The 12,978-nt window shown below is 56.0% G+C and carries 13 protein-coding genes; 8 read left to right on the forward strand and 5 right to left on the reverse strand.

From position 1 onward, the window contains the following. Positions 1–347: 347 nt before the first annotated feature. Positions 348–590 (reverse strand): pentapeptide repeat-containing protein, encoded by a 243-nt coding sequence (locus CFB04_RS18555; protein ID WP_369833310.1) that lies wholly within the window; start codon positions 588–590, stop codon positions 348–350. On the opposite strand from CFB04_RS18555, the gene CFB04_RS14850 reads away from it, so the two are divergent. Both CFB04_RS14850 and CFB04_RS14855 read left to right on the forward strand, forming a co-directional pair. Next, positions 564–2,837, forward strand: coding sequence for a histone H1-like repetitive region-containing protein (locus CFB04_RS14850; protein ID WP_369833311.1), 2,274 nt, complete (start codon positions 564–566; stop codon positions 2,835–2,837). The two genes, CFB04_RS18555 and CFB04_RS14850, sit on opposite strands and share 27 nt — an antisense overlap. Then, complete coding sequence (locus tag CFB04_RS14855) at positions 2,838–3,443, forward strand: LysM peptidoglycan-binding domain-containing protein (RefSeq protein WP_088536114.1); 606 nt, start codon at positions 2,838–2,840, stop codon at positions 3,441–3,443. Positions 3,444–3,447: 4 nt separating this feature from the next. Here CFB04_RS14855 and CFB04_RS14860 read toward each other — a convergent pair whose 3' ends face one another. The 4 genes from CFB04_RS14860 to CFB04_RS14875 form a co-directional block, all read right to left on the reverse strand. Next, the gene (locus CFB04_RS14860; RefSeq protein ID WP_088536115.1) at positions 3,448–4,470 is read right to left on the reverse strand and encodes a LysM peptidoglycan-binding domain-containing protein; all 1,023 of its coding nucleotides are present in this window, start codon (positions 4,468–4,470) and stop codon (positions 3,448–3,450) included. A gap of 7 nt (positions 4,471–4,477) precedes the next feature. Continuing rightward, complete coding sequence (locus CFB04_RS14865) at positions 4,478–5,836, reverse strand: hypothetical protein (protein WP_088536116.1); 1,359 nt, start codon at positions 5,834–5,836, stop codon at positions 4,478–4,480. A gap of 151 nt (positions 5,837–5,987) precedes the next feature. Then, on the reverse strand, positions 5,988–6,656 hold the full coding sequence (locus CFB04_RS14870) for an NAD(P)/FAD-dependent oxidoreductase (RefSeq protein WP_088536117.1): 669 nt from the start codon (positions 6,654–6,656) through the stop codon (positions 5,988–5,990). Between the two features lie 48 nt (positions 6,657–6,704). Further along, the gene (locus CFB04_RS14875) at positions 6,705–7,928 is read right to left on the reverse strand and encodes a DUF3365 domain-containing protein (protein WP_088536118.1); all 1,224 of its coding nucleotides are present in this window, start codon (positions 7,926–7,928) and stop codon (positions 6,705–6,707) included. 200 nt (positions 7,929–8,128) lie between these two features. On the opposite strand from CFB04_RS14875, the gene CFB04_RS14880 reads away from it, so the two are divergent. The 6 genes from CFB04_RS14880 to atpA all read left to right on the forward strand — a co-directional run bounded on the left by CFB04_RS14880 (position 8,129) and on the right by atpA (position 12,960). Continuing rightward, positions 8,129–8,902, forward strand: coding sequence for a ParA family protein (locus CFB04_RS14880; protein ID WP_088536119.1), 774 nt, complete (start codon positions 8,129–8,131; stop codon positions 8,900–8,902). After that, entirely contained in the window at positions 8,895–9,731 is an 837-nt protein-coding gene (locus CFB04_RS14885; protein WP_088536120.1) for a ParB/RepB/Spo0J family partition protein, read from the forward strand. The genes CFB04_RS14880 and CFB04_RS14885 overlap by 8 nt, the downstream gene beginning before the upstream one ends. Before the next feature lie 127 nt (positions 9,732–9,858). Beyond that, complete coding sequence (locus CFB04_RS14890) at positions 9,859–10,284, forward strand: ATP synthase F0 subunit B (protein ID WP_088536121.1); 426 nt, start codon at positions 9,859–9,861, stop codon at positions 10,282–10,284. Between the two features lies 1 nt (position 10,285). Continuing rightward, positions 10,286–10,903, forward strand: a complete 618-nt coding sequence (locus CFB04_RS14895) for an ATP synthase F0 subunit B (RefSeq protein ID WP_088536122.1) — start codon at positions 10,286–10,288, stop codon at positions 10,901–10,903. Further along, positions 10,900–11,442, forward strand: a complete 543-nt coding sequence (gene atpH / locus CFB04_RS14900; protein WP_088536123.1) for an ATP synthase F1 subunit delta — start codon at positions 10,900–10,902, stop codon at positions 11,440–11,442. Before CFB04_RS14895 ends, atpH begins: the two co-directional genes overlap by 4 nt. A 9-nt stretch (positions 11,443–11,451) precedes the next feature. Further along, the gene (gene atpA, locus CFB04_RS14905) at positions 11,452–12,960 is read left to right on the forward strand and encodes a F0F1 ATP synthase subunit alpha (RefSeq protein WP_088536124.1); all 1,509 of its coding nucleotides are present in this window, start codon (positions 11,452–11,454) and stop codon (positions 12,958–12,960) included. Positions 12,961–12,978: the final 18 nt, after the last annotated feature.

Genomic DNA, 12,978 nt, shown 5'->3' on the forward strand with positions numbered 1-12,978 from the left:
TGCTATCAGCAGGACCTGCTTTTCCTCTTGATTCCGAAGACGCTCAACTCTTCATCGGCGGATTCAATGCCTATCAGAAAAAGGACTACAAGGTTGCTGCAGACCAGATGAATCTCGTCCTGCAAAAGTACCCTGACACGCCGTTAAGGGATATGGCGCTGTTCTGGCTTGCCAGAGCTCAATACAAATTAGAAAATCGGGAAGAGGCAGCCAAGAACATGGCGACCTTCTTCCGTGACTATCCGGAAAATCCCCTAAAGGCTACGGTGGAAGAGGACTTAGTGCAGCTGGCTTCCGCATACCAGCGCGGCGAGAAACTGCCGCCTGCACCGGCCGTGGAGCGGCAGTCAAAAGAGGCCGCAGCCGCCGCGGAGAAGGCCGCCGCGGAGAAAGCTGCCGCGGAGAAAGCTGCCGCGGAGAAAGCTGCCGCGGAGAAAGCTGCCGCGGAGAAAGCTGCCGCGGAGAAAGCTGCCGCGGAAAGAGCTGCCGCGGAAAGAGCTGCCGCGGAAAGAGCTGCTGCGGAAAGAGCTGCTGCGGAAAGAGCTGCTGAAAAGGCAGAAGCAATGCGCGCGGCTGTTGCTGCGGCACAGGCTGCAGAGAAAGCTGCTGCAGAGAAGGCTGCCGCCGAGAAGGCCGCTGCAGAGAAGGCCGCCGCCGAGAAGGCCGCCGCCGAAAAGGCCGCCGCCGAAAAGGCCGCTGCCGAAAAGGCCGCTGCCGAAAAGGCCGCTGCCGAAAAGGCCGCTGCCGAAAAGGCCGCTGCCGAAAAGGCCGCTGCCGAAAAGGCTGCTGCCGAAAAGGCTGCTGCCGAAAAGGCTGCTGCCGAAAAGGCTGCTGCCGAAAAGGCTGCTGCCGAAAAGGCTGCTGCCGAAAAGGCTGCTGCCGAAAAGGCTGCTGCCGAAAAGGCTGCTGCCGAAAAGGCTGCTGCCGAAAAGGCCGCTGCCGAAAAGGCCGCTGCCGAAAAGGCCGCTGCCGAAAAGGCCGCTGCCGAAAAGGCCGCTGCCGAAAAGGCCGCTGCGGAGAAGGCCGCTGCGGAGAAGGCCGCTGCGGAGAAGGCCGCTGCGGAGAAGGCCGCTGCGGAGAAGGCCGCTGCGGAGAAGGCCGCTGCGGAGAAGGTTCGCGTGGAGGCCCTGCGTAAGAAAGCAGAGGCAGAAAGGGAAGCCCGCGATAAGGCCCAGAAGGCAAAACGTCAGCCATCGGGAAGCGGAAAGCAAGAATCTGGAGAGAAAGCAGCACTAAGAGAGAAGGCCGTTGCTGAATACAAAGATCTAGTTACTCGTTTTCCAGGAACGGCAGCAGCGGCCGGTGCCGCTGCACGGCTTCGTGAAATGGGAGTCTCCTTTGATAGTCCTGTACCGCCGCAGGTGGCCGCCGCAACCGGCAACGCCCAAGTGCTTACACTTGAGGTGGGGCAGGCTGCAGATATAGGTTTTGACGTCCGAAATCCCCAGCAGGCGGGTGAGGTCAGCCGCAAGGTGTACATCCCCTTTTCAGTCACGAATCGGGGGAATGGCCCCGACAGCTACTACCTGGAGTCCGGTTTTCCCTCGGCCTATTCTGCGCAGTTTGCGGCAGCGAGCCGTCCGGACAGGGCTGTTAATCTAACGCCCGTCCTTGCTCCGGGAGAGAGCTTTGAAGGTGTCCTTTCGCTGACAGTCCCGCCCACTGCGGTCGATGGGACAAAAATAATCTATCCAGTAAAGGCCGCATCACAATTCGCTCGGGAAGTCTCGCAGTCGCGGGACGTGATACTTGTCGCTTCCGCGCCACTGCTCCGCATGGTGCTCAAGCCGGACAAGCCTCAGCTGTTGCCGGGAGAGAGGGTGACGTATCGAGCCGCTCTTCTCAATATCGGTAGCGCTACGGCAACCGGGATTTCCATCCGCTTTAACTATCCGCCCCAGTACGAGCCGGTCGATTTCGTTCCTGCCGGGTTCAAGCAGGAGATGAAGGCGGCGTTGGTGATGGACGGGCTGCAGATCAAGTCGGGGGAGAAGAGGGAGTACACCGTGCAGTTCCAACTCAAGGATGAGGCCCTCGCACAGCAGGAGCTGTTTCTGCGTGGAGAGGCGGTAAACCAGGATCTGGGGACGCGGGATTCTTTTGTATCGACTGTTTCGGTGGTGCGGCCGGTGAGCGATGTGCTGGTTCGCAGTAGCATTGGAAAGACTATGGTTATTCCAGGCCAGGTAGTAGCCATACCGCTGATTGTGACGAATGCGGGCAATGTGCGTGAAGATTTCGCCATCCGGGCAAAGCTCCCTGAGCGATATTCGCATTCATTCTTTCAGGACATGAACCGGGATGGCATCCGTCAGCCAAACGAGCCTGTGATAAATCACGTTGGCCCCCTGTCCCCCCGGGAGGATATGTATGTTGTGATGGAGGTTTCTACCTCTGCTACAGAGAAAGACGGTACAGAAGCGCAGTTGTCAGTGGATCTTGAATCGGAAAACGCCCAGGGAGGAAGGGCTTCCGCTTCGGTAAGATTGCGGTTTTCGCGACCGGTGCTTGAACTTGCCATGGCCGGCAGGGGTGGGAGGCTCAGACCCGGTGACGTGAATGGACTCGAACTTTCCTGCATGAACACAGGTTCAAACATGGCGAAGAATGTCGAGCTTGAGAGCACGCTGCCCGATCCGGTCGAACTGGTGGCTTCGGACCCGCCATTCACTGCGGGCAAGGGGGGAGCCTATCTCTGGCGCTTCGAAGAACTCGGCTCTGGGGAGAAGAGAAGCATCAAGCTCACTTATCGGCTGAAGCCGACGGCTCCGGTCGGGGCACACCTTCAGTTGAAAAACGTGCTCACGTATCAGGATCAACTGGGGAACAGGTACTAGATGAAGCGGGTAATCTCATCCTTTGCCGCTGGATTTGCGATTTCACTTGTTTCGGCTTCCTACGCCGCCGAGGGAGACTACTACCTGTACGCTCCCCGCAAGGCTGACCCTGCTGAGGTTTCCGCAGGGGAAACGGCCGTTCTGGTGCGGGAGATTGTTATTCGAAAAGGGGACACCCTTCGGGCCATTTCCCTTGAACAAATAGGTAGGGCGGCTTACTTCCCTCAGATCCTCCTCTTCAATGACATAAGAAACCCGGATCTGATTTACGAGGGGAAGGCGTTGCGAGTACCGGTGCGGAAGGTTGCAGAAAAGAATGAGCTGAAGCGGGGCGGTAATGGAAAGAAGCGCGGCAGGCAACCCGCGAGGAAAGGTAAGGCAGGACCTGCAATAAAAGAGAGAAGAGCGGCGGGTGCTGAGGATATCCTGCGCCGGGATCAGGAACAGGCCCTGTTCGACCGTGCAGCCGCAGCGTATCGAAACGGCTCGTGTCGCGAGGTACTTCCGCTGCTTGAACAATTCCTGTCGAAGTTTCCGCGATCAAAGCATGTTCCGGATGCCATGTTCTACCGGGCGGACTGCTACCTCAAGTTGTCCCAGGAATAGTTTATTATTTGGAGGCGTCGGTCAGGAACACCTGGCCGGCACCATTCTCCACCAGGAAGCCAGCCGCTTCGGCACTCTCTCCGTCAGCTTCCCCCTCAACAGATCGGTATGTGCGCCCCAGTTGCGAGAGTAATTTTTCCGTCACCTTGTTGAATCCGCTACCCTCAACATCGATGAGCGTATACCCGTCCCTTTCAAGCAGGCGGAGCAGGGTGTAGTTGAACTGATCCTTCGGGGTGCAGTTCACGATGAATCGCCTTCCCCTTTCGATGAAGAAGCGATCCACCTTGACGCTCAGCGGATTTCCCCCTATGTTCGCCTCCAGCACCTCGTTTTCCCTTGTTTCAATGGCGAGAGCTGCCAATATGCCGTCGATCAACTCCTCCCGTGTTGTAGAAGGGATTTTCTCGGTTTTGACTGGAACGGGATCCGCTTCCGCTGCAGGAGGAACCGCAGTTTCCGCCGCGTAAGCAGCCGGCTCGGGATCAGGTTCTAACTCCGGAGGAGCAGTTGCTGCTCGGGCTGTAACCGTGGAGCCTGCTGCAGTTTGCGGGGAATCCCCCCTTTGCCGCAACTTCCGCTGCTCGTGCGGATGTTTTGTGCCTGTACGTGACGGCAGGAGCAGCACTTGACCGACCGACAACTGCCTGATGTCCGAGATTCCATTCAACCTGGCGACTTCGGGAATCAGCCTTTCGGCGCTGTCGTTGGAAAGGCCGAACTGTTTCATCAATATCCGGAACAGATGATCCCCAGGTTTTACTGTGTACTTGACGTGCCCAGAGGAACTCCGTGTCACTATGTCGTGACGCTTGGGTGCCGGTTTGGGAGGCAGTTTCCGAACTTTCTGCGGTGAGGGTGCAGGCTTGACACGGTCAAGGTCTTGGAGGTCGAGTTCGAATGAGGTTGTGGCTGCAGCGCACAAGGGCGATGCAAGCAGAAGCAAGATAATAATGCCGGCATGGGCAGGGAGGGTCGGAAGGAGCGCAAGGAATGCGCCGCTCCCTGACTTCCGTATTCGTTGCATGATTTCCTCAGTCATTGAAAGTTATGACGAAAGCCTGAATAATCGTGTCGCCGTCTCTCTTGTATACTATTACGCGCGCCCTGTCCGACAAGGTTCCCCGCTTTACGAGGTAACGCCCTTTTTTCTCCTTTGCTTCCAGCTGATAGTCCCTTACGCCTGTCATCTGGTGGATAACATTTGTGAAGAAGGAGCGAGGCAGCCCGTTTCCGCTTCTGTCTATGACCTGTAGAGCCTTTATCCTGGAAGCTTCACGGTATACCTTGTATTCGGCGGCAGCTGAAAGATATTTTTCCCACCCGGGATTGCTGCGGCCGTAATCCGTGACTACTCCTTCTCGTGGGATAAACCCTGGGAGTGATTGAGGAGTCGGCGGATTTGCCACTTGTGCGGAAGTGGGAAAAGGAGTTTTGGGTTGTACCTCGGCAGGGACAGGAGTCACTGGTAATTTATCGGGTTGCTTGGTTTGTCCATTTGTAATCTGCGGAGGAGTCGCCAGAGATGTGGGTTTAGCAACACCGGGCTCGGTCCTGTTGAAAATAAAGAAAAGCAATGCTGCTGCGGTGAGCGACAGCGTCGAGACAGCGAGGATTGCATGATTATTTTTTTTTGCCGGAATTCGACTGAAAACTTCGTCGACGGTCGGCGCTGAGAATGGGGTTTCCTGTTCTTTCGGCCCGGAAGGAGGATAAGCCGATAAAAGACTGTCCAATTCTTCCTTGAAAGCCATGGAAGGTGCTATCGCAGCGGGTGCTGCTGGTTCCCCTTTTACCGATACGCTATCCGATACGCTGGAAATTGCCTCAAGGGGGGTGCAGTCCGCATCGCCCCCAGCCGTCTTCAGGTTCGCTACCTCTAGAGGTTTAAAGCCGGCCTCATCTTCTCCTGTTTTGGCATCAGTCCCGGAGCCTGCACGAGGATCGACTTCTGCATTCTGTGCAGTGACTCCGTCTTTGTTTCCTGCTTTCAGATTAACGCGTGAGGAAAAGGCGCCGGTCGCGTCGCCTGCCATAGTCTCAGAGATAATTCCCCTTATGGCCACTGAAATCTGAGCATCTTCTGCTGTGGTGTCGAGAATGGAATCAACCGTTAATTCTCCCCCTGGTGCAGACGAATCACCTTTCTCCGCAAAGAGAACCAACTTTGCACCAAGGGGCGCATGGCTCCTGACATGTCTGGCGATGATTTCAGCTGATAACCCTGACAGGCGGCTCTGAAGGAAGATGATGGAGGGGGAGACATTACCTATTTCAGCGACGCCGTCAGCCAGATTCGTAGCGATACGCAGAATGGCACCCGAAGGTGTTGCTGCTTCCGAAACAATCTGGTGCAGGCGTGGCTGGCTGGCAATAAGGAAAATGTTCAACATCTTGTCCAGGAGGGGGGATCTACCCCGTGTGGTATGGCGGGTAGTGCCGGTAACTAGCAGGCACTATAATGTAGCAAGCAGGTTTTCAGCGCAACAGGTTTTTGCACCCGCAGTTTAAGCATTCACAGCTGGCATGGCAGGTCTGTCTGCTTCAGATGGGGCCGAGCATTTCTTGCCGGAACCGCTCGATGCCGACCGAGTCTATTATCCGTCCCAACCTGTTATGGTTGGTGCTCATCCGGCAAAAGGTCATAATCTTGTCTACTAATGCCAGGACCTCATCCTGCGACGAAACATTATCGATGAGCATGTCGGCGAGACGTGGGCGCGGTCCTGCGCTTCCGCCTACCAAGATCCGCCAGCCTTTGAGCGTACCCAGGATGCCGATATCCTTGACGGCAGCTTCAGCACAGGAGACCAGGCACCCCGAAACGCCGATCTTCAGTTTGTTGGGCAGTTCCATGCCATGGTATCTGCGGTCGAGCTCAAGGCCGAGCGAAACGGAATCCTGCACGCCGCGCTTGCAGCACGTGCTCCCCGGACAGATCTTTACGCTGCGCACACGATGCCCGAGCACTGCGCCGGGCGTCATGCCTAGATCGATCCATACCTTGTCGAGGTCCTCTTCCCGGATGCCGATAAGGGCGATTCTTTGCGCGGATGTAAGCTTCAGAGCCCGGACCCCGTATTTTTCCGCCACATCGCATATGCTACGAAGCTGGGATGTAGTGACGAACCCGCCGGGCAGGTGGGGGGCTATAGCGTATGTCTCTTTATCGCTTTGGACGATGGCATGTTTTGAAGGTAGATCTTTTTTCATCCGATCCTCTTGAGGTAGTCTGTGCTCGGTCAGCGCCCAAAAAAAGTGTCAGTGGGTATCCCGCCCCAGGTCACGGATGATCGCAGTGAACATCGGCTTATGATCCGTCATTGAAGCCGAGAGAGCTATTTCAACTTCGATCTGCTTTCCCTGCCGATCCCTGATCTTTTGCCGTGAGGTTTTGTCTACCACCCCGCCGGCTCCTTCTCGGAGGTACTGGGAAATGCTTTCACGTATGAGCTCTCCATCTTCAAGAAAATGAAAAATTGATTCGCCCAGAAGATCCCTCTTCGGCATGTCGAAAAGCTTTTCTGCACGTTCATTGGAAATTACTATTTTCCCGTCTGCCAAAAAGGTTACAACTGCTGACCTTGCCATCTCAATGAATTTACGGTACCGCTCCTCTGACTCAGTGTGCTGCAGCGTCTTGTGTCCAAGCTCCTCCATCATTTCGTTGAATGCGTTGATCAGCTGACCGATTTCATCTCTGGTATAGCGCGGAATTCTTTCGGTGAAGTCGCCAGTCTGCGTGACATGTGAAATGGTTTTCGACACCGTTTCTATAGGGTTGATGATGGTCTTGCGGACCAGGTAGCCGAGAACCAGAATCACGGACAAGAATATGAATGCGCGACCTGTAATGTCAAGAGCCAGGTTCACACCGATCTGGTGATAGAGGTCTGCCATGGGTATGCTGACCGACACTGCGCCGATGACTTCGCCCTGATGGTAGTTATAGGAAAAATGTCCTTTTGGAAACCGCTGCTGCACGAAACGGGGTGCCGTTTCGTAGGAGCCGTGGCACTGGAGGCAGGACTTGTCCGCCACCATTGTCTGCATGTAGCGGAACACTTTTTTCCCATCGTAGGGCACGATGCCGTATGTTTCATTGCCGGTTCTCCGTGCGAAGGCGTTCAGCTGAACCGATTCGAAGGAGTCTGGACGGTTTTCCGGGTTGCGGTAACGAAGCGAGACCTGACGCACGTAAAATTTGCTATCACGAGTAATCCGCCGGGCAACCTGTGTGGCAACCACCTGTGGCACCAGGGAGTAGTTTTGCTCAGGTTCGCCGCGAACAACGCTGGACATGTACTCCCGTGTCTCGATAATCTGCTTTGCAAGCACCCTGGCATTGTCAACCGCTACATTGAGGATCAGCTTCTGTTGACGGGAGTATGTGAGATATGCAGCCACGAAGAAGAGGAGGACCAGGAGAATAGACATGATCAGGTTGAATTTGGTATTGATTTTCAGGTTGCTGAACCACTCCATGTGTCCGCACCTCCCGGAAATTTACAGCAAAAGTATACCGGTACGCCCACGGGAAGCAAGTGAAAGTTGCCGAACAACGGTCTCTCAATGAGGGACGAATTTGCTTTCCATCGAAGGACTTTTGTGATAATTTCCTCCCCTCTTCAGCCTGCAAATACCGCCCTGCCGCATGGGAAACTCGTCGAGAACCCCTTATATCTATGGCAAGAATAATTTGTATTGCAAATCAGAAAGGCGGCGTCGGAAAAACGACTACGGCCGTCAATCTCGCTGCTTCGCTTGCTGCGGCTGAGAAGAAGACTCTGCTTGTCGACATGGATCCACAGGGGAACGCCAGCAGCGGCGTGGGTGTGGACAAAAGCTTGCTTCGGGAATCGATTTACGATGCGCTGATAAACGATACCGATGCAACCGGAATTATCGTTGGAACTGATCTTCCGTGTCTCGACCTTCTCCCTGCCACTCCGGATCTGGCGGGCGCCGAGCTTGAGCTGATAACGATAGCCGACCGTGAGCACAAGCTGAAGCAGGTTCTGGCAGGTATCCAGCATTCGTACGACTACATTCTCATCGACTGCCCCCCTTCTTTGAGCCTGCTCACTGTCAACGCCATGACTGCTGCACACTGCGTGCTCATCCCGTTGCAGTGCGAGTTCTACGCGATGGAGGGGCTGTCGCAGATCCTCAACACCATCAAGCTTGTCCAGAAAGGACTAAACAGATCACTGAGGGTCGAAGGGATCGTGCTGACAATGTATGATGGGAGAAATAACTTGGCCCGTCAGGTCAGTGACGAAATCAGAACACATTTCGGATCTCAGACCTTCGGAACGGTTATTCCCCGGAACGTACGGCTGTCCGAGGCCCCCAGTCACGGAAAGCCGGTGCTGCTCTATGATATAGCTTCCCGTGGAGCCGCAAGCTATCTTGAATTGGCCCGGGAGATAATGGAGAGAGAGGGGCGGGATGGTTAAGAAAACCGGACTCGGAAAGGGAATGGCTGCGCTTCTCCCCGCTGTGGAGGAAGAAGGCAAGAGCTACTTCACCTGCCCGATCGAGGAGATAAGGCCGAACAGGGCGCAGCCGCGTAAAACCTTCACCGGTGACAAGCTGGAGGAACTCGCAGCTTCTATCAGGGAAAAAGGTATCATTCAGCCGCTGGTTGTCAGGAAGAAGTCGGATCACTACGAGGTCATTGCCGGAGAGCGGCGTTGGCGGGCGGCCCAGAAGGCAGGCCTGCGCGAGGTGCCGGTTGTCATTCTGGATGTTTCGGATGATACCGCACTCGAAATGGCTCTTATAGAGAATATTCAGCGAGAGGATCTGAACGCCGTCGAGGAAGCGGAGGCGTATCATGCGTTGATGGACAACTTCGGCCTGTCGCAGGAGGAGCTGGCAAAGCGGGTAGGGAAGGAGCGTTCCACGGTTGCGAATTCTCTGCGCCTGTTGAAACTTCCTGCAGAGATCAAGCGTGACATTGTCGAGCAGCGCCTTTCGATGGGGCATGCCAGAGCACTTCTTGCACTTGATTCTGCAGAGCAGGTGAAAGAGGCGCGGGACGAGATCCTGGCCAAGAACCTTACGGTGCGCCATGCCGAGAATCTCGTCAAGCGGCTGAAGAGTGGAAAGCTCCGGACCCGGAAAGCCCAGCCGGAATTGCATATGACCGACCTTGTTGACCGTATGAAGCGCCACTTCAAGGCGAAGGTTGCCATACGTTCCACCGGGAAGGGGGGGAAGATCGAGATCAGCTTCTCCAGTAACGACGACCTTTCTCGTCTGATCGAGCAGTTGGGTCTGTAGATTAGGAGTTTATAAGTTTCGGTTTTTCTGGACAAAAAGCTTGACATGGGTCAGGCCGTGTGATAGCTATCGCGTGTTTTGCCGCAGGCAGTCCGGCATACTGTATACAATCTGATGAGGTGGCAGGGTGATCAATTTAGATCTGACGTTCGTAATACAGCTTATCAACTTCCTGGTTCTCATGCTGGTACTCAACATCTTCCTGTACAAGCCTCTCAGGAAGGTACTGTCGGAGCGGGAGAAAGAGATCAGTGGTGCAAGGCAGCGCGCTGCTGGCGTCGACTCCGATGTGCAGGAGAAGGTAGCCCTCTACGAGGCGCGTCTACGCGAAGTGAAGCTGCAGGCTCACGAGCGTCGGGGTGCCATGCTGAAGGAGGCTCAGGCAGAAGAGGCGGCGACTCTTGAAAAAGCGCGTAAGGAAGCGAGTGACACAATTGGGGCAATCAAGGGCAAGGTAGCTCAAGAGGCAGCCGACGCCAAAAATCTCCTGAGGGAGCAGGCCCGGTCGTTGTCATTGGAAATATGTGAAAAGGTCCTTGGGAGGAGCTTGTAAGATGATTCAGTTTGTACGCCGCAGCCCGTATAGATCTCTGGTGCCGGCAAGTGCCGTGTGTCTGCTGCTCCTAGGGCTTGCCGCTGTTGGCTTTGCTTCTGAAGGTGGCGAAGGTGCCCATCATGTGGACACTGCAGCTCAATTGAAAGACTTCGGATGGCGTGTTCTTGATTTTGCAGTTCTTGCCGCCATCGCCGTGTGGGCGCTCAAGAAGGCCAATGTTAAAGGCTCCCTTTCGGAACGCAGGATGAAGATCGAAAAGGCGCTCCAAGAGGCTACTCTTGCCCGCGAAGCCGCCGAGCGGAAATCCGCCGAGTACAGTGAAAAGCTGGCCAAGGCGAGCCGGGAGATCGACGAGATTCAGACTGCCATCATCAAGGAGGGCGAGGCTGAAAAAGCTCGTATTATTGCCGAGGCGAAGGCGGCAGCTGAAAAAATCCGTGAGCAGGCCCAGCAGGCTGCGCAGAACGAGGTGCTGAAGGCGCGTGCCGAGCTGCGCGAAGAGGCTGCCAGGCTGGCCGTGCAGCTGGCCGAGCAGACCCTTCGGGAGAAGATAAAGAAGGAAGACCAGGACCGTCTGGTCGGTGAATATCTTACCAAGGTGGTGGAGTTACATTGATCACGAACGCTATATCACGACGCTATGCCAAGGCTCTCGTTCAGCTTGGGGCAGAAGAAGGGGCTGTTGACAAGTTCAACGACGAACTTGCAGGCTTCTCCGCATTGCTGGGCGCTAATGCAGAAGCAACTGCCATACTGACCAGTCCGGCCTACGGAATCGAGGCGAAGAAAGAAATACTGAATGCCCTTATTGAAAAGGCTGCCGTCTCAGGTACCGTGGGGAACTTTCTCCGGCTGCTGCTGGATCGGAACAGACTGAGCATTCTGCCACAGGTTTCCGCAAGCTTTGGAATTTTTGCCGACGAGCTTTCGGGAGTCATTCGTCCCACACTTACTTCAGGAATGCCTCTGGAGGAGAGCCAGATAGCCGAGATAAAGGCCGTTCTGGAGAAGAGCACCGGCAAAAGGGTCGTTCTGAATGTAGAGGTCGATCCCGCTCTCATCGGTGGTGTGGTCACGAAGATCGGAGACAAGGTTTTCGACGGCAGCGTGCGTACGCAACTCAACAAGATCGAAGATATATTACAGAAGGGGTGATACGGTTCTATGGAAATCAGAGCGGAAGAAATCAGCGAGATTATCAGGAAGCAGATCAAGGAGTATGGGAAGGAGGTCGAGGTAGCCGAGACCGGAACCATTATCTCCGTAGGTGACGGTATCGCCCGTATCCACGGTCTTGACAAAGCTATGGCGGGCGAGCTCCTGGAGTTCCCCGGCGGCATCTCCGGCATGGTTCTCAACCTAGAGGAAGACAACGTCGGAGCCGCGATTCTCGGCGAGTTCAGCGAGATCAAGGAAGGTGACTCCGTCAAGCGCACCGGCCGCATCGTCGAAGTTCCGGTTGGCGAGGCCATGATCGGCCGCGTTGTGAACGCCATCGGGCAGCCCATCGACGGCAAGGGCCCGATCAATACCGACAAGTACGGCAAGGTCGAAGTGAAGGCCCCCGGCATCGTCAAGCGCAAGTCGGTCCATCAGCCGATGCAGACCGGCCTCAAGGCTATCGACTCGATGGTTCCGATCGGACGCGGCCAGCGCGAGCTGATCATCGGCGACCGCCAGACCGGCAAGACCGCCGTTGCCATCGACACCATCATCAACCAGAAGGGCGGCGACCTCATCTGTATCTACGTCGCCATCGGACAGAAGCGTTCGACGGTTGCCCAAGTCGTCTCCAAGCTCCAGGAGCACGGCGCGATGGACTACACCATCGTCGTTGCCGCCACGGCTTCCGAGCCCGCACCGCTCCAGTTCATCGCCCCCTACGCGGGCGTCACGATGGGCGAGTACTTCCGCGACAACGGCAAGCACGCCCTCATCATCTATGACGATCTTTCCAAGCAGGCAGTTGCATACCGCCAGCTTTCCCTGCTCCTCCGCCGGCCCCCCGGACGCGAGGCGTATCCCGGTGACGTCTTCTACCTCCACAGCCGCCTCCTCGAGCGTGCCGCGAAGGTTTCCGACGCCGAAGGCGCCGGTTCCCTCACCGCGCTCCCGGTCATCGAGACCCAGGCCGGTGACGTTTCCGCCTACATCCCGACGAACGTCATCTCCATCACCGACGGCCAGATCTACCTCGAGAGCGACCTCTTCTACTCGGGCGTGCGCCCCGCCATCAACGTCGGTCTCTCGGTTTCCCGCGTCGGCGGATCCGCCCAGGTGAAGGCGATGAAGCAGGTTGCCGGCACCCTGCGTCTCAACCTGGCCCAGTACCGCGAGATGGCGGCATTCGCCCAGTTCGGTTCGGACCTCGACAAGGCCACCCAGATGCAGCTTGCCCGCGGTGAGCGTCTCGTCGAAATACTCAAGCAGCCCCAGTACCGCCCGATTCCCAACGAGAAACAGGTCCTCGTCATCTTCGCAGCCAACAACGGCTACGTCGATGAGTACCCCGTCTCCGTTCTCGGCCGCTACGAGTCCGAGCTCTACACATTCTTTGACACGAGGAAAGCGGACGTACTCGCCGAGCTTCGAGACAAGAAGGCTATTGACGACGACCTCAAAGCGAAGATCGTTGCCGGCCTTGAGGAATTCAAGAAGGAATTTACTGCGTAATCTAAGGACGGACCTTCA

Source organism: Geobacter sp. DSM 9736, from assembly GCF_900187405.1.
Lineage (GTDB): Bacteria > Desulfobacterota > Desulfuromonadia > Geobacterales > Geobacteraceae > DSM-9736.

Bases quoted from the DNA above. Each gene is read 5' to 3' on its own strand.
- CFB04_RS14880 (WP_088536119.1), top strand. From the start codon at position 8,129: ATGGCAAGAATAATTTGTATTGCAAATCAGAAAGGCGGCGTCGGAAAA.
- CFB04_RS14895 (WP_088536122.1), top strand. From the start codon at position 10,286: ATGATTCAGTTTGTACGCCGCAGCCCGTATAGATCTCTGGTGCCGGCA.
- atpA (WP_088536124.1), top strand. From the start codon at position 11,452: ATGGAAATCAGAGCGGAAGAAATCAGCGAGATTATCAGGAAGCAGATC.
- CFB04_RS14875 (WP_088536118.1), bottom strand. From the start codon at position 7,928: ATGGAGTGGTTCAGCAACCTGAAAATCAATACCAAATTCAACCTGATC.
- CFB04_RS14860 (WP_088536115.1), bottom strand. From the start codon at position 4,470: ATGCAACGAATACGGAAGTCAGGGAGCGGCGCATTCCTTGCGCTCCTT.
- CFB04_RS14870 (WP_088536117.1), bottom strand. From the start codon at position 6,656: ATGAAAAAAGATCTACCTTCAAAACATGCCATCGTCCAAAGCGATAAA.
- CFB04_RS14855 (WP_088536114.1), top strand. From the start codon at position 2,838: ATGAAGCGGGTAATCTCATCCTTTGCCGCTGGATTTGCGATTTCACTT.
- CFB04_RS14865 (WP_088536116.1), bottom strand. From the start codon at position 5,836: ATGTTGAACATTTTCCTTATTGCCAGCCAGCCACGCCTGCACCAGATT.
- CFB04_RS14850 (WP_369833311.1), top strand. From the start codon at position 564: ATGCGCGCGGCTGTTGCTGCGGCACAGGCTGCAGAGAAAGCTGCTGCA.
- CFB04_RS14885 (WP_088536120.1), top strand. From the start codon at position 8,895: ATGGTTAAGAAAACCGGACTCGGAAAGGGAATGGCTGCGCTTCTCCCC.